This is a genomic window from Enterobacter sp. RHBSTW-00901, assembly GCF_014103115.1.
In the GTDB taxonomy this organism is placed as follows: domain Bacteria; phylum Pseudomonadota; class Gammaproteobacteria; order Enterobacterales; family Enterobacteriaceae; genus Enterobacter; species Enterobacter cloacae_P.
In genome coordinates, this window is sequence record NZ_JABXPB010000001.1 from 1,385,170 (window position 1) to 1,399,725 (window position 14,556).

The following is a 14,556-nucleotide window of genomic DNA, read 5'->3' on the forward strand; positions in this document are numbered from 1 at the left end:
GCCACAAGGCGGTTCACATAATCAGAAAAAACACCCGTACCCGTCATCCTGCGTGAGGATAAACGATGAAAAAACAATTACTTTCGGCCTTTGCTGCAAGCGTATTCATGATGAGTGCCTCTGTCGTCCAGGCGCAGGATGCGCCGTCCCGTACCGAGTGTATCGCTCCGGCCAAACCCGGCGGCGGTTTCGATCTCACCTGCAAACTCATCCAGGTTAGCCTGCTGGAGACTGGCGCTATCAAAAAGCCGATGCGCGTAACGTATATGCCTGGCGGCGTGGGTGCAGTGGCCTATAACGCCATCGTGGCACAACGCCCGGCTGAAGCGGGCACTGTGGTTGCCTTTTCCGGTGGCTCACTGCTGAACCTGTCGCAGGGTAAATTTGGCCGCTATGGCGTCGATGACGTGCGCTGGCTGTCTACCGTCGGCACGGATTACGGCATGATTGCCGTGCGGGCAGACTCCCCGTGGAAATCGCTGAAAGACTTGCTGACCGCGATGGAAAAAGATCCCAACAGCGTGGTGATTGGCGCAGGGGCGTCTATTGGCAGCCAGGACTGGATGAAAGCGGCACTGCTGGCGCAACAGGCAAAGGTCGACCCACACAAGATGCGCTACGTCGCATTTGAAGGCGGCGGTGAACCGGTCACGGCGCTGATGGGCAACCACGTGCAGGCGGTATCCGGCGATCTCAGTGAAATGGTGCCTTACCTGAGCGGAGATAAAATTCGCGTGCTGGCGGTCTTCTCCGACAACCGTCTGCCCGGCCAGCTGGCAAACGTCCCTACCGCAAAAGAGCAGGGCTATGACCTGGTCTGGCCGATTATCCGTGGCTTCTTTGTCGGGCCAAACGTCACCGACGCTGAATACCAGCGGTGGGTGGACGAGTTTAACAAGCTCCAGCAAACCGAGGAGTTCAAAAAACAGCGCGATTTGCGCGGGCTGTTTGAGTTCAACCTGAACGGCAAACAGCTGGATGAGTATGTCAAAAAGCAGGTGAATGACTACCGCGAGCAGGCGAAAGCCTTTGGTCTGGCGAAATAACCGGAGGCGCTATGAGCGATCGTATTTTTGCCGGGATATGGCTGCTGCTCTGCACTGGCGGGTTATTCGTTGCCTGGCAAATCCACAGCGAATACAGCTATGAACCCGTGGGGCCACGCCCCTTTCCGATGGGCATTGTCGGCCTGATGCTGCTCTGCTCGGTGGCCCTGTTACTGCGCCATCCTGATACCGTGGACTGGCCGCCACGCCGTACTCTGCAACGCCTGCTGGTCATGGTGGTTGTGCTGCTGATGTACGCGTGGGGGTTTGAGTGGCTCGGCTTCCCGATTGCCACCGCCATTCTGACGATGGTGATCGGCATGTTGTTTAACGCCACGCTGCCTGCGGCGGGAATTTCGGGGGCGATGCTGGGCATTTTACTGTGGTACGCCTTCGACCGCCTGCTGGACGTGACGTTACCCCTTGGGGCATGGTTTAACTAACGGAGCTCGCTATGGATACCTGGATTTATCTCTCTCAGGGGTTCGCTGTGGCGATGACCCCGGAAAACCTGGTGATTGCCCTGATCGGCTGCTTTGTCGGAACGATTGTGGGCCTGTTGCCTGGCCTGGGGCCAATTAACGGCGTCGCGATCCTGCTGCCGCTGGCGTTTGCCCTGCACCTGCCTGCGGAATCCGCACTGATCCTGCTGGCAACGGTCTACATCGGCTGCGAATACGGTGGCCGCATCTCGTCGATCCTGCTGAACGTGCCAGGCGATGCGGCGGCCATTATGACCGCGCTGGACGGTTACCCGATGGCGCAACAGGGACGCGGCGGCGTGGCGCTCTCTATTTCTGCCGTCAGCTCGTTCTTCGGGTCGCTTATTGCCATTGGCGGCATCATTCTGTTCGCCCCTGCGCTGGCCCAGTGGTCACTGGCGTTTGGCCCTGCAGAATATTTTGCACTGATGGTGTTCGCTATTGCCTGTCTCGGCAGCATGATGGCGCAAAACCCGCTGAAATCGTTTTTATCTGCACTGATTGGCTTAGGGCTAGCCACCGTCGGAGTGGATGCCAACACCGGGGTTTATCGTTTTACCTTCGACAGCGTTCACCTGTCCGATGGCGTGCAGTTTATCGTTGTCGTGATTGGTTTGTTCTCGGTCTCGGAAATCTTACTGATGCTGGAGCATACCAGCAGCGGGCAAACGCTGGTACGTAAAACCGGGCGGATGCTTTTTAATGCCAGAGAGGGAGCGCAGTGCATTGCCACGACGCTGCGCTCGTCAGTCATTGGCTTCTTCGTTGGTATTTTACCCGGTGCCGGAGCCACCATTGCCAGCGCCATCACCTACATGACCGAGAAAAAGCTCAGCGGCAATAGCGACAGCTTCGGCAAAGGGGATATTCGTGGCGTCGCCGCCCCGGAAGCGGCCAATAATGCCTCGGCCTGCGGTTCATTTATTCCGATGTTGACGCTTGGTGTACCGGGCTCTGGTACCACAGCGGTGATGATGGGCGCACTGACGCTCTATAACATCACCCCCGGCCCGGCGATGTTTACTGAACAGCCGGATATTGTCTGGGGTCTGATTGCTGCGTTGCTGATCGCCAACGTGATGTTGCTGGTGATGAACATCCCGCTGATTGGCCTGTTCACCCGCATGTTGACCATTCCGCTGTGGTTCCTGGTTCCCGCCATCGCAGCCGTTTCTGCCGTCGGGGTATATGCGGTACACAGCACCACATTCGATCTGGTGCTGATGGTGCTTCTTGGCGTGCTGGGCTACATCCTGCGCAAGATGCACTTCCCGATGTCACCGCTGATTTTAGGTTTTGTGCTGGGGGAAATGCTGGAACAAAACCTGCGCCGCGCCCTCTCCATCAGCAACGGCAACCTGTCGATTCTGTGGGACAGTAGCGTGGCGAAAGTGCTGCTGGCGATGGCGATAATGGTGATTGTGGTGCCGCCGGTGTTGCGCCTGTTGCGCAGACGCCAGCGCAAACCGCAGCCGGAAGGGGGTGATTACCCCTTCGACTGATCATTCACCCACTGTGTTAACGCCTGGCGGGATATTTTAATCCCGCCATTTTTTAGCCCGGCCGGTAGTGCCAGCCAGCGCACCGGCTGCTGAAAACGCGCCAGCTTATCCCGAACCCAGTCAGGAAACAGCGTAATGTCCGTTCCCGGTTCACACTCCACCACCGCAACAGGGCGCTGGCCGAATTCAGCGTCGTCCAGCGGGACGATGAACACCTGGTTTATCTGCGGATGGGTGGCAATGACACGCTCAAGCGTTTCTGGCTGGATCCCCTCCCCACCGCTGAAAAAGAGATTATCCATACGCCCGAGGATCGTCAGGCGGCCATCGCGCAGTTCACCGCGATCGCGGGTGGCAAACCAGCCCTGCACATTCGTCAGCGGAAGCAACGCCCCATCCCGCCAGTAGCCTGCAGCCATGCTTTGCGCATTAAGCCAGATTTCCCCTTCCACTACCTGCACATTTCTGCCCGGTAGCGCACAGCCGACATCCGGCTCACCGTCTGCCTCTTTGGCACACACGGTGGAAGCAAACTCCGTCAGACCGTAGCCACAGAAAGTACGAATGCCCTGCTCGCGGGCCTTTTGCGTGAGTTCAACGGGGATCGCAGCGCCGCCAAGCAGCACAGCTTTCAGCGCGATACGCTGGTTCGCATTGAGCAGACGCCAGAGCTGCGTCGGCACCAGCGAGGCGTGAGTACACCCCTGCAGCGCCTGCTCCAGGGGTTGTTTTTCGCGTACGGTTAACCGCGCACCAGCCTGCAGCCAGCGCCATAAAATGCCCTGACCGGAGACATGAAAAAGCGGCAGTGACAGCAGCCAGTCATCGTTATCACGGTAAGGCATCAGCGCCAGAACACCTTTGGCACTGGCAAGGTGTGCTGCACAGGTATGCACCGCCGCCTTAGGCAACCCGGTAGAGCCGGACGTCAGCGTCATGGAGGCCAACCGCTCCGGCTGCCACGACGCGACATATTCGCCTGGCTGTGCGGCCATCTGCAACGCAGTAAGCCCTTCGTAGATGCCGTCCAGCACCAGCGCAAAGCGCAGCGTCATCTGCGGCAGCAACACGTCCAGCAACGGACGCGGCAGCTGCGGGTTAACCGGAAGAATACGCGCCCCACACTGGAGCAGTGCCAGCCACGCGAGCAACGTCTGCGGGTGGTTGTGGGCGAGCAGCATGACACCATCACCTTCCTGCACACCCTGATGGTGAAAACCTGCTGCAAGGCCATCCACGCGATCGCCCAGCTGTTGCCAGGTGAGCGTCTCTTCGTCCAGGCGCAGCGCCGGTTTCCCTGGGCATTGTGCGCGCCAGTGCCGCCACGGCCAGTCGGTAAAACTCACCACAGCGGCTCCAGCGCCTCAACGCCGGGACACGGCAGCGTACTGTCCGGCCACTGGCGGATAAGCTGGGTTTGCATCAGGTTCAGCGTGTCCAGGCCAGGAAGGGTATCTGGCGTCAGCCAGGCGGCAATGCGCGCCAGCTGTGTCAGCCCAAGGCTGGATTCGATGGACGAACTGATCACCGCCGTCAACCCTAACGCATGGGCTGCAGCCACCTGCTCACGCACTTTCGCCAGACTGCCGGTCAGCGTCGGTTTAATGACCACCGCACTGACGCCCGGTTCAGCGACGAACTCGAAATCAGTCTCACGCAGACTTTCATCCCAGGCGATAGCAATACCCGTTTCACGGGCAAAAGCGCGGGAGTCCTCACGGGTTTTGCACGGTTCTTCCAGAAACGCAATACGGTTGCGGTATGCAGGGTTGACGTATTTGGCGAACTGCTGCGCCTTGAGCGGCGTCCAGGCGCGGTTGGCATCCAGACGCAGGTGCAGGTCAGGGATCGCTTCCAGCAGCAGGTTCGCCACCATGCCGTCACGCACCGCCTCGTAGAGGCCGACTTTGATTTTCGCCACTTTCTCACCTGGCATGGCGGAAAGCAGCGCGAACAGCTCATCCGGATCGCCGGTACAGAGTGGTGCGGCACGGTAATTCGCCTTTTCAGGCAAACTACCGTCAAGCTCCGCCAGTGCGCAGCTGATGCCAAAAGCTACAGAAGGCACATCTGGCAGCGCTGGGTTAGCCCCTTCGCGCCATTCGCTCGCCCACGCCATCAGTTCGGCCTGAGCCTCCTCCAGTGTCTCCAGGCTAAAGCCCGGCAGGGGCGAGATCTCCCCCCACCCTTCCTGCCCATCCTGCTGCAGGTGGATAAACACACCGTCACGGGTTTTTAACCGCCGTTCACGCAGCACCACGCCCGCGTCCATCGGTATCTGCCAGCGGTAAACCTGCGCGCGACGCATTACGGGTTCCGTTTGTATTTGCTGAAGTCCGGCTGGCGTTTTTCGTTAAACGCGTTTCGTCCTTCCTGACCCTCTTCGGTCATGTAGAACAGCATGGTGGCATTACCCGCCAGCTCCTGCAGACCCGCCTGACCATCGCAGTCGGCGTTCAGGGCGGCCTTCAGGCAACGCAATGCCATTGGGCTGTTTTGCAGCATCTCACGACACCAGCGCACGGTCTCTTTTTCGAGGTCGGCAATCGGTACCACGGTGTTAACCAGGCCCATGTCCAGCGCTTCCTGGGCGTTGTACTGACGGCACAGGAACCAGATTTCACGGGCTTTTTTCTGCCCGACAATGCGCGCCATATAAGAGGCACCCCAACCGCCGTCGAAGGAACCCACTTTCGGGCCGGTCTGGCCGAAGATAGCGTTTTCTGCGGCAATGGTCAGGTCACACATCATATGCAGCACATGGCCGCCACCAATGGAGTAGCCAGCCACCATCGCCACAACTGGTTTTGGACAGGTGCGGATCTGGCGCTGGAAATCGAGCACGTTCAGGTGATGCGTACCCGCGTCATCCTGATATCCGCCGTAGTCGCCGCGTACTTTCTGATCGCCACCGGAGCAGAACGCTTTGTCACCTTCACCGGTCAGAACGATCACGCCAATGTTGTCGTCGTAGCGCGCATCTGCCAGCGCCTGAATCATCTCTTTTACGGTCAACGGGCGAAACGCGTTACGCACCTGCGGACGGTTGATGGTGATTTTGGCAATGCCGTCCGCGGATTTATGGTAACGAATGTCGGTGTAGCCTTCAGAGCAGTCTTGCCATTCAACCGGTGCATACAGCATTTGTTCATCAGGATAGATCATAGAGTGTCCTTTATTCGAAGACGCAGTATCTGAGCCAGACTCGCGGCAACTGCCCCCGGATTTTCCCGGTGGGCGTTGTGTCCGGCATGAGGGATCACATGGCGCATGGCGTTCAGTTCCGCAGCAATGGCCGCGAACTTTTCATCACGTTCACCATATAAATAGTAAAAAGGGAAATCGCGCGTGCTCAGCGCCGCACGTAAATCTGGCTGCACGGCCAGTGAGGTAGCCTCAAGCATCATCGCCAGCATCGTGCCGCTGTTCTGGCTGCGCAGGGTAACAAGCGCCCTGCGCTGCATGTCCGTCAGGGAAGCAAACACGGGCTGTTGATACCAGTCGGTGAAGACGTTACCCAGCGCTTCAGTGCGAAAACGCGTTGCCCAGTGCCGATCGGAGCCGAGCCGCATACGTCGCGCATCGGCATCCTGCAGGCCTGGATGTCCGCCTTCCACCACCACCCCGCACAGCCCAGCTGGCTGCTGACAGGCATGGAACATCGCAATGCGGCCACCGAGGGAGTACCCCACCAGCCAGTAGTTAAGTATGTTGTAACTAAGCAGGGTTCGGGTGAGTACATTGCTCATCGCGTCGAACCCCGTCACAGCAATACCGGCAGAGCCACCGTGTCCAGGCAGATCGAGGTATAACCGGGGATAATCGCTGAGCGTCTCCCCGACTGTCTGCCATTCACGACAATCCCCGGAAAAACCGTGCAAAAAGACCAGCCAGGGGTAGCCTGGCTTTCCGGGCTGTTGCACTCCAGAGAGGATCACAGATGGCTTACCTGTGCCAGCAGGGTTTGCAACCGTTGTGCGCCGTCTGAATCGTTCACCACCAGCTCAATGAGTGTTGCCCCCGGCTGTCGCCAGGCAGTGCTCAGTGCAGCATCCAGCGCTTCCCAGTTTTCCGGGCGATGGTATTTCAGGCTGAACATCGCTGCAGCATGTTCGAACTGCACGTTCTGCGGCATCAGGTAGAAGCGCTCACGTTCGCTCTGCGGCGTTGGCAACAGGGAGAAAATCTGCCCACCATTGTTGTTGACCACTATCAGCACAAACGGTGCCGAGACCTGACGCAGCAACGCCAGCGCATTAAGGTCATACAGCGCGGAGAGATCGCCCACGACAGCCAGCGTCGATTTCGCACTGGCGCGCTGCACACCTGCCGCCGTAGAGATCAGCCCGTCAATGCCGCTGGCACCACGGTTGCTGTAAACCGGATAACCCGCAGGCAGCTTCGAGAACGCATCAATCAGACGCACCACCAGACTATTGCCGACAAACAGCTGCCCTTGCTCTGGCAGATACTGACGAATTCGGTGCGCCAGCTCTGCTTCACCAAAACCTTCGCACTGCGCTTTGGTGAGCTCCCACGCCTGACGTGAAAGTTCCGGGACGTCAACCGCCCAGGGTTTGCGTTTTTCAGCCGGATGCAGGGCAAGCCAGGCGTCAATCTCGCTGACCAGACGGCGACCGCGGTGGTGCGCCGGATCGAGCCGCCCTTCCAGCGGATCGACCAGCCAGTACTCCTCCGGCTCGCAGGCCGCCTGCCACTGGAGTAACCGCTTACCGGTCAGACTCGCCCCCAGTTGAACCACAATCTGTGCCTGTGAAAGCTCTGTCACCGCTTTTATGTTACCCAACCAGAGGTCGGCGCAGGGCAGAGGTTGACCCGTCTGGGAAAGGACGTCGCCAATCAGTGGCCAGCCGAGGGTTTGCGCCCATTCCGCAACCAGCTTGCCTTCTGCAGCACTCATACGCCCGGCAATAATCACGCCGCGCTTTTGTCGCCAGAAGAACCAGTCGCGTTGTTTTGCACTTTCCAGATGCGTCTGTTCGCGCAGCCACGGTTTTTCGTCGTGCCACCAGTCACCGAGGGCGTGCTGCCAGTCAAGACCTGTGTCGTCCATTTCGCCGTACAGCGGCTCGGCAAACGGACAGTTGATATGCAGTGCACCACTGCGCAATGTCTCCATTGCGTGATCGAGCGTCGACACCAGCCAGCGTGCCGGAATGTCCTGAGTCGGGCGAGGTAACGACACCGTCTGTGAGGGGTGCGAGGCAAAGATGCCCGGCTGACGAATGGCCTGATTGGCACCACAGTCGATAAGCTCTGGTGGGCGGTCAGCCGTCAGTACGATCAGTTTTTCACCGGTTAACCCGGCTTCAATGATTGCCGGATAGAGGTTCGCAACCGCCGTGCCGGAAGTGACAATCACCGCCACCGGTTCTTTACTGACTTTCGCCAGGCCTAACGCCAGATGGCCCAGGCCGCGTTCATCAAAATGGGTGTGGTGAATAAATGCCCGGTTTTCAGCCGCCGCCAGCGTCAGCGGTGTGGAGCGAGAGCCCGGTGCAATACACACGTGCCTGACGCCACGGCGAGTCAGGGCTTCAAGGATCACCGTCGCCCAGCGTCGGTTAAAAGAACTTACTGACATGAGATTGTCCGGTATCAAGAATGCGACACAGTATAAATAATAGAAAAATTTGGAATTTTGATATGAATCGGGAATGCACGAATCAGTATTAATCCCTAAGGAGCAGAGAACGCAGCCCAGCGGCTTTGTTTTCTATCTCCTGCCACTCTTGTTCCGGGTCAGACCCGCTGACAATTCCCGCCCCGGCGTAGAGCCGCAGCGCTGCATCGTGGACGCGCGCAGAGCGTAATGCCACGCAGAACTCACTTTGATCGGGCGATAAATACCCGGCAGATCCGGCGTACCACTCGCGATCGAAAGGTTCAACGCGATGAATAAACTCACGCGCCGCCTGGCGCGGCAGCCCGGCGACGGCGGCCGTTGGCTGCAGAACATGCAGACATTGTTCATCATCCGCATGTTTTAGCTCAGTCCAGATGCAGCGACGCAAATGCTGCACCTTACGCAGCCGCACAACCTGAGCTGGCAACACCTCCAGCGTATGGGTATGGTGTTGTAATCGCTCGCAGATATCCTCCACGACCAGCATATTTTCACGCTGATTTTTGTCGTCTTTCATCAGCCATTCGCCCAGACGCTGCGCCTGTTTATCATCGCTATGGCTGCTCACTGTTCCCGCCAGAGCCTCGGTACGCAATAACGTACCGCGACGCCGCCACAGTCGTTCGGGCGTGGAGCCGAGAAAAGCGTTACCGGCATCGAATACCATGCAGAAATGGTAGCAGTTTAAATTCAGGGCGCGACTCGCCGCCATCAATGCGACAGCGTTAACCGGCTGATTGAACTGCAAATCGGTTGCCCTGGCGAGCACCACCTTTTCAAAATCGCCGCGGGCGATGGTCTCTGTTGCCTGGCGGATAAGACGTAACCATTCTGATTTTTGCGGCTGATGCGTTTCCTGCATAACCTGAACCGACAGCGGGCGAATCGGTCTGGCATCACGGAGCTGTTGTAAAAAGTCCAGCGCGGCGCGGGCATCGTCCTGGAGCGAGCTGTCGCTCCACAGCTGAAGGCGTAAGGTGGCAACCCCGGCAAAACGCCGCCAGAGCAGACGCGGTAAAAACAGACTGCCCTGCTCCGGGTTAAAGGCGTTAAGGCCGCAGATTCGGGTGTCATGTGCCGCATTGTGCGTGTGTAAAAACCGCGAAGCAGAGGCCAGGGATGAAAAATGGGTGACGGCACCGAGTGCGGCCAGTTCCTCATCACCGTTACGCTGCTGCCAGTAAAACTGAGGGTAACAGGACTGAACGCCTAACCAGGCCAGAGGGTCAAACGCGTCGTTTAACGGGAAAGAGACGTCGAAATGGCATAAACCCGCTGTAGCAGGTAACGCATGCGCAAGCTGACTGCGCAGACGTTCCAGCGCGATGGAAATCGAATGCACGCGAACCTCTCCCTGTTAAAACCTCATATTATACGGGGTACTGACCATAAATAGCAGTACCCATGTATAGGGAGCGGTTAACGGTTTGCATCAACACATTAGCGGCGAGCTAAAAGCAACCCAAGCACCAGCCCAACGGCTGCACCAACGCCAATACTATGCCAGGGGTTTTCATGTACATAGTCATCGGTACGGTAAACCGCACGTTTTGCACGGTAGTAATAGGTATCGGACGCCTGGCTGACGCGTGATTTCACCTCATGCAGTGCCTTTTCGGCGCGCTCTTTTAGCTCGATATACTTCTGGTCGGCCGGATCGCCCGACGAACGCAACACCTCTTCCAGGGTTTCGCTCAGCAAGGCGAGGTCGTCATCGATACGGGTATCCCAGGATTGAAATGACATATTTTTCTCCATGTTAGTACACCAGTCCGCTAACTATAGCCAACCACACATCATTACGCCTGCTTCATCTCCCGCGCCATTCCGATGTGTGGAATGCCATCTTCGTCATACACGTCCGTCACAGGAGTAAACCCGAAGTGACCATAGAAGGGCTGTAGGTGCGCCTGCGCCCCCAGATATAACGCCTTGTCCGGCCACTGTTTTTGGCAGGCATCCAGGGTTTTCTCCATCAGCTGATAACCCAGTTTTTCACCCCGTGCGCGGCCGCTGATGATGACGCGGCCAATGACAACAGGCTCAAAATCGTCCTCACTTTTCAGGATCCTCGCATACGCGACCAGTTCGTTATCCCGCCAGCCGAGGATATGGCGGTTTTCCCCGAGCAGGTCATCACCATCGATGTCCTGGTACGGACAGGTTTGCTCGACAACAAACACTTCGCAACGCAGTTTGAGCAGCGCATAAAGGGAATGAATAGTCAGTTCACTATGGTGTAAATCTTGCCACTGGATCATGTCTGTCTCCTTCCTGGGTTTCCTCACGTTATACTAGACCCCTCCCCATTCGGCAAAGGGCTGATTGCGTTATGGAACTGATTTTTCTGGGTACGTCTGCTGGCGTGCCAACCCGCTCACGGAATGTGACCGCGATCCTGCTGGATTTGCAGCACCCAACCCGTGGCGGGTTGTGGCTATTTGACTGCGGCGAAGGAACACAGCATCAGCTGTTACGCACCACTTACCACCCGGGTAAGCTGGATAAAATCTTTATAACCCATCTGCATGGCGATCACCTGTTCGGCCTGCCTGGCCTGCTGTGCAGCCGCTCGATGGCCGGGAACCCCAACCCCCTGACCATTTACGGGCCTGCGGGTATTCGTGAATTTGTTGACACCACGCTGCGCCTGAGCGGTTCGTGGACAGATTATCCGCTGGAAGTGGTTGAGATTGCCGAAGGCTGGGTCTATGACGATGGGTTTTATAAAATCGCTGTCCAGCCGCTTAACCACCCGGTGGAGTGCTACGGCTACCGCATAGAGGAATATGACAAACCAGGCACGCTTAACGCTGCCGCGCTCATGGCCGATGGCGTTAAGCCCGGACCGCTGTTCCAGCGTCTGAAGCTGGGCGATACCGTCACGCTGGAAGACGGACGAAGGGTAAACGGGCGGGATTACCTTTCCGCGCCACAGCCGGGTAAGAAACTGGCGATTTTCGGCGACACAGCACCTTGCCCATCCGCCCTCCATCTGGCCCGGGGAGTGGATGTGATGGTGCATGAAGCCACGCTGGAAACGGCGATGGAAGAGAAAGCTAACGGTCGCGGTCATAGCTCAACGCGTCAGGCCGCACAGCTTGCCCGTGAAGCGGACGTCGGGAAATTGATCATCACCCATGTCAGCTCGCGCTATGACGCCCGGGGCTGTGAAAGCCTGCTGGCGGAATGCCGGGAGCTGTTCTCAGAATGTGAGCTGGCCGAAGATTTCGCTCAGGTCAGCGTTTAGTCCTTCATTTTTTCCTCAGGATGCCGATAACGATTAAAAGGCCAGCATTTCACTTGAGGGTAGAATGGATAATTTCCAGAAAGATATTGATGACAGGGCGAATCTCACCCTGTCGAACCGTTTTGAACTGTTGCTGTTTCGCCTCGGCACCTCTCTGAACGAAAACAAATCCGAACTGTTTGGCATTAACGTCTTTAAGCTGCGAGAAATTGTGCCAATGCCGGAGTTCACAAAACCCGCTGGTATGAAGTCACCGCTGATGGGGATGGTCAATATTCGCGATCAGGTGATCCCGGTAATTGACCTGGCCGCTGTCGCCGGTTGCAAGCCAACAACCGGACTGAACATTCTGCTGATCACGGAATATGCCCGCAGCGTACAGGCGTTTGCCGTGGAGTCTGTCGAAAATATTATGCGTCTGGACTGGAAGCAGGTTCACGCCGCAGAAACCGCCGTCAGCGGACGTTACATCACCAGTATTGCCTGCCTGGACGAAAAGACTGATACCAACGATCTGGCAATGGTGCTGGACGTTGAGCAGATCCTGTATGACATCACGCCGGCCAATCACGATCTGCACGCCACCAATCTGAAGACCACCAAATTCAACATTAAGCCAGGTGCTGTCGCGATTGTCGCGGAAGATTCCAAAGTGGCGCGCTCGATGCTGGAAAAAGGTCTGGAAGCGATGGAAATCCCGGCGCAACTGCATATCACCGGTAAAGACGCGTGGGAAAAAATCGGTGTCCTGGCGGCACAGGCTCAGGCAGAAGGTGTGCCAATCACCGATAAAATCGCCCTGGTACTGACCGACCTCGAAATGCCGGAGATGGACGGTTTTACGCTGACGCGCAAAATCAAAACTGACCCGGTACTGAAAGATATTCCGGTGGTGATCCACTCTTCTCTGTCTGGCAACGCCAACGAAGACCATATTCGTAAGGTGAAGGCCGACGGTTACGTAGCGAAGTTTGAGCTGAACGAGCTGTCATCGGTGATTGAGGAAGTGCTGGACCGTTCGATGAAGAAGATTGACGGGCCGCTGATTAGCAGGAAGCAGCTGGCTTAAGTTCGTGCGGGCTGGTGCCCTCCCCCCGGCCCTCTCCCACAGGGAGAGGGCGAAAAGCATAAAAAAACCCGCCGAGGCGGGTTTTTTGCTTTCGCCTTACATCAGCGGCATCGCGTGTTGCACGATGGTGATCAGCGGCTGCGGGTAGATACCGAAGATCAGCACCAGCAGCGCGGAGATCAGCACCACAATACCCCCGGCGCTGTACTGCCAGTTGGTTGGTGCATCGCGGTTGAGCTGCTGAGGCGCGCTCAGGTACAGGCTCACGGCAACGCGCAGGTAGTAGTACAGACCAATCGCGGAGCCAATAACCACCGCAGCGGTCAGCCACCACAGGTGCGCCTGCACACCAACAGCCAGCACGTAGAACTTACCGATAAAGCCCAGCGTCATCGGGATACCCGCCAGAGAGAGCATCATCACGGTCATTACCGCGGACAGAATCGGACGGTGCCAGAACAGACCACGGTAGGAGAACAGTGAATCCGCATCCGGACCACGGTACGGGCTGGACATCAGGCTCACTACGCCGAACGCGCCGAGGCTGCTGAACAGATAACCGGCCAGATACACACCAACGGTTTCCATCGACATCTCACCGCTCTGCAGCGCAATCAACGCCACCAGCAGGTAGCCCAGGTGAGAGATAGAGGAGTAGCCCAGCAGACGTTTGATGTTGGTCTGGCTCAGCGCCATCAGGTTACCGAAGATGATGGAAGCAAATGCGATAATGCCCAGCACTACGCGAACCGCTTCGCTATCACCCACCGGAGCGTACAGGAACAGACGCATCACCACGCCGAAGATAGCGATTTTGCTCGCCGTCGCCAGGAAGGTGGAAACCGGAGCCGGAGCACCCTGGTATACGTCTGGCGTCCACAGGTGGAACGGAACCAGAGACAGTTTAAAGCCGAGACCGACAATCATCATGCCCAGACCCGCCAGCAGCAGCGGCTCGTGCAGCATGCCGTCGCCGAGGCTCTTACCGAGCGCCACGAAGGAGAGGTTACCGGACTGTGCATACAGCAGCGCAATACCGAACAGCAGGAAGGACGATGCAGCCGCAGACAGGATCGTGTACTTGATACTCGCTTCCAGAGAACGCTTCTGACGGAAGGCGTAACCAATCAGGCCGAACAGCGGCAGAGAGATAAGCTCAATACCGAGGAACAGCGCAGCCAGGTGGTTCGCATTCGCCAGCAGAATGCCGCCCAGTGCGGCAATCAGTACCAGCAGGTAAAACTCTTCTTTGTTGTCGTTGTAGCCTTCGAGCCACGGGTACGCGAAGGTACAGGTTGCCAGGCTCGCCAGCAGCACCAGACCGGTGTACAGCATGGCATAACCGTCAACACGCATCAGCGGGGTGACATCCATCGCCCCTGCCTGGCCAACAAACCAGAGAGAAACCAACGCAGCGTTCAGGCCCAGAACGGACAGGGTCGCATTCAGGAAGTGATTGCGTCGCCACGCAATGGAGAGCATCACAACCACCACCGTCAATCCGACGATCAGCAGCGGTAGCAGCGCGATCAGTTGTTGTGGAGTTAAAGTCATGAGCGA

Annotated in this window: 14 protein-coding genes; 5 read left to right on the top strand and 9 right to left on the bottom strand. The window is 57.6% G+C overall.

The features are described 5' to 3' along the window. Positions 1–65 precede the first annotated feature (65 nt). Genes HV318_RS06660 through HV318_RS06670 form a run of 3 tightly spaced genes read left to right on the top strand, consistent with a single transcriptional unit; the run spans position 66 to position 3,030 of the window. The gene (locus tag HV318_RS06660) at positions 66–1,046 is read left to right on the top strand and encodes a Bug family tripartite tricarboxylate transporter substrate binding protein (RefSeq protein WP_182272112.1); all 981 of its coding nucleotides are present in this window, start codon (positions 66–68) and stop codon (positions 1,044–1,046) included. Between the two features lie 11 nt (positions 1,047–1,057). Then, entirely contained in the window at positions 1,058–1,489 is a 432-nt protein-coding gene (locus HV318_RS06665) for a tripartite tricarboxylate transporter TctB family protein (protein WP_182272113.1), read from the top strand. Between the two features lie 11 nt (positions 1,490–1,500). After that, positions 1,501–3,030 carry a tripartite tricarboxylate transporter permease gene (locus tag HV318_RS06670; RefSeq protein ID WP_182272114.1) on the top strand — a complete coding sequence of 510 codons (1,530 nt, stop codon included), beginning with the start codon at positions 1,501–1,503 and terminating at the stop codon, positions 3,028–3,030. On the opposite strand, the gene menE is transcribed toward HV318_RS06670, so the two are convergent. The 8 genes from menE to HV318_RS06710 all read right to left on the bottom strand — a co-directional run bounded on the left by menE (position 3,015) and on the right by HV318_RS06710 (position 10,938). Then, positions 3,015–4,376, bottom strand: a complete 1,362-nt coding sequence (gene menE, locus HV318_RS06675) for an o-succinylbenzoate--CoA ligase (protein ID WP_182274549.1) — start codon at positions 4,374–4,376, stop codon at positions 3,015–3,017. The genes HV318_RS06670 and menE overlap by 16 nt on opposite strands. Then, complete coding sequence (menC, locus tag HV318_RS06680; RefSeq protein ID WP_182272115.1) at positions 4,373–5,338, bottom strand: o-succinylbenzoate synthase; 966 nt, start codon at positions 5,336–5,338, stop codon at positions 4,373–4,375. Before menC ends, menE begins: the two co-directional genes overlap by 4 nt. Continuing rightward, positions 5,338–6,195: a 1,4-dihydroxy-2-naphthoyl-CoA synthase gene (menB, locus tag HV318_RS06685; RefSeq protein WP_014071092.1), complete on the bottom strand. Its 858-nt coding sequence runs from the start codon at positions 6,193–6,195 to the stop codon at positions 5,338–5,340. Before menB ends, menC begins: the two co-directional genes overlap by 1 nt. After that, on the bottom strand, positions 6,192–6,968 hold the full coding sequence (menH, locus tag HV318_RS06690) for a 2-succinyl-6-hydroxy-2,4-cyclohexadiene-1-carboxylate synthase (protein ID WP_182272116.1): 777 nt from the start codon (positions 6,966–6,968) through the stop codon (positions 6,192–6,194). Before menH ends, menB begins: the two co-directional genes overlap by 4 nt. After that, entirely contained in the window at positions 6,965–8,635 is a 1,671-nt protein-coding gene (menD, locus tag HV318_RS06695; protein WP_182272117.1) for a 2-succinyl-5-enolpyruvyl-6-hydroxy-3-cyclohexene-1-carboxylic-acid synthase, read from the bottom strand. Before menD ends, menH begins: the two co-directional genes overlap by 4 nt. 88 nt (positions 8,636–8,723) lie before the next feature. After that, positions 8,724–10,019, bottom strand: a complete 1,296-nt coding sequence (menF, locus tag HV318_RS06700; RefSeq protein ID WP_182272118.1) for an isochorismate synthase MenF — start codon at positions 10,017–10,019, stop codon at positions 8,724–8,726. Positions 10,020–10,117: 98 nt separating this feature from the next. Beyond that, a complete protein-coding gene (elaB, locus tag HV318_RS06705; RefSeq protein WP_182272119.1) occupies positions 10,118–10,423 on the bottom strand; it encodes a stress response protein ElaB in 306 nt (101 codons plus the stop codon). A gap of 53 nt (positions 10,424–10,476) precedes the next feature. Beyond that, positions 10,477–10,938 (bottom strand): GNAT family N-acetyltransferase, encoded by a 462-nt coding sequence (locus tag HV318_RS06710; protein ID WP_182272120.1) that lies wholly within the window; start codon positions 10,936–10,938, stop codon positions 10,477–10,479. Between the two features lie 71 nt (positions 10,939–11,009). Here HV318_RS06710 and rnz point away from each other — a divergent pair, with 71 nt between their 5' ends. After that, positions 11,010–11,927 (top strand): ribonuclease Z, encoded by a 918-nt coding sequence (gene rnz, locus HV318_RS06715; protein WP_182272121.1) that lies wholly within the window; start codon positions 11,010–11,012, stop codon positions 11,925–11,927. Between the two features lie 64 nt (positions 11,928–11,991). Continuing rightward, a complete protein-coding gene (locus tag HV318_RS06720; RefSeq protein WP_182272122.1) occupies positions 11,992–12,996 on the top strand; it encodes a chemotaxis protein in 1,005 nt (334 codons plus the stop codon). 96 nt (positions 12,997–13,092) lie between these two features. Here the strand turns inward: HV318_RS06720 and nuoN are convergent, their stop codons facing one another. Then, the gene (nuoN, locus tag HV318_RS06725; protein WP_182272123.1) at positions 13,093–14,550 is read right to left on the bottom strand and encodes an NADH-quinone oxidoreductase subunit NuoN; all 1,458 of its coding nucleotides are present in this window, start codon (positions 14,548–14,550) and stop codon (positions 13,093–13,095) included. Positions 14,551–14,556: the final 6 nt, after the last annotated feature.

Bases quoted from the DNA above. Each gene is read 5' to 3' on its own strand.
- HV318_RS06670 (WP_182272114.1), top strand. From the start codon at position 1,501: ATGGATACCTGGATTTATCTCTCTCAGGGGTTCGCTGTGGCGATGACC.
- menC (WP_182272115.1), bottom strand. From the start codon at position 5,338: ATGCGTCGCGCGCAGGTTTACCGCTGGCAGATACCGATGGACGCGGGC.
- HV318_RS06720 (WP_182272122.1), top strand. From the start codon at position 11,992: ATGGATAATTTCCAGAAAGATATTGATGACAGGGCGAATCTCACCCTG.
- elaB (WP_182272119.1), bottom strand. From the start codon at position 10,423: ATGTCATTTCAATCCTGGGATACCCGTATCGATGACGACCTCGCCTTG.
- HV318_RS06710 (WP_182272120.1), bottom strand. From the start codon at position 10,938: ATGATCCAGTGGCAAGATTTACACCATAGTGAACTGACTATTCATTCC.
- HV318_RS06660 (WP_182272112.1), top strand. From the start codon at position 66: ATGAAAAAACAATTACTTTCGGCCTTTGCTGCAAGCGTATTCATGATG.
- HV318_RS06665 (WP_182272113.1), top strand. From the start codon at position 1,058: ATGAGCGATCGTATTTTTGCCGGGATATGGCTGCTGCTCTGCACTGGC.
- nuoN (WP_182272123.1), bottom strand. From the start codon at position 14,550: ATGACTTTAACTCCACAACAACTGATCGCGCTGCTACCGCTGCTGATC.
- rnz (WP_182272121.1), top strand. From the start codon at position 11,010: ATGGAACTGATTTTTCTGGGTACGTCTGCTGGCGTGCCAACCCGCTCA.
- menD (WP_182272117.1), bottom strand. From the start codon at position 8,635: ATGTCAGTAAGTTCTTTTAACCGACGCTGGGCGACGGTGATCCTTGAA.
- menB (WP_014071092.1), bottom strand. From the start codon at position 6,195: ATGATCTATCCTGATGAACAAATGCTGTATGCACCGGTTGAATGGCAA.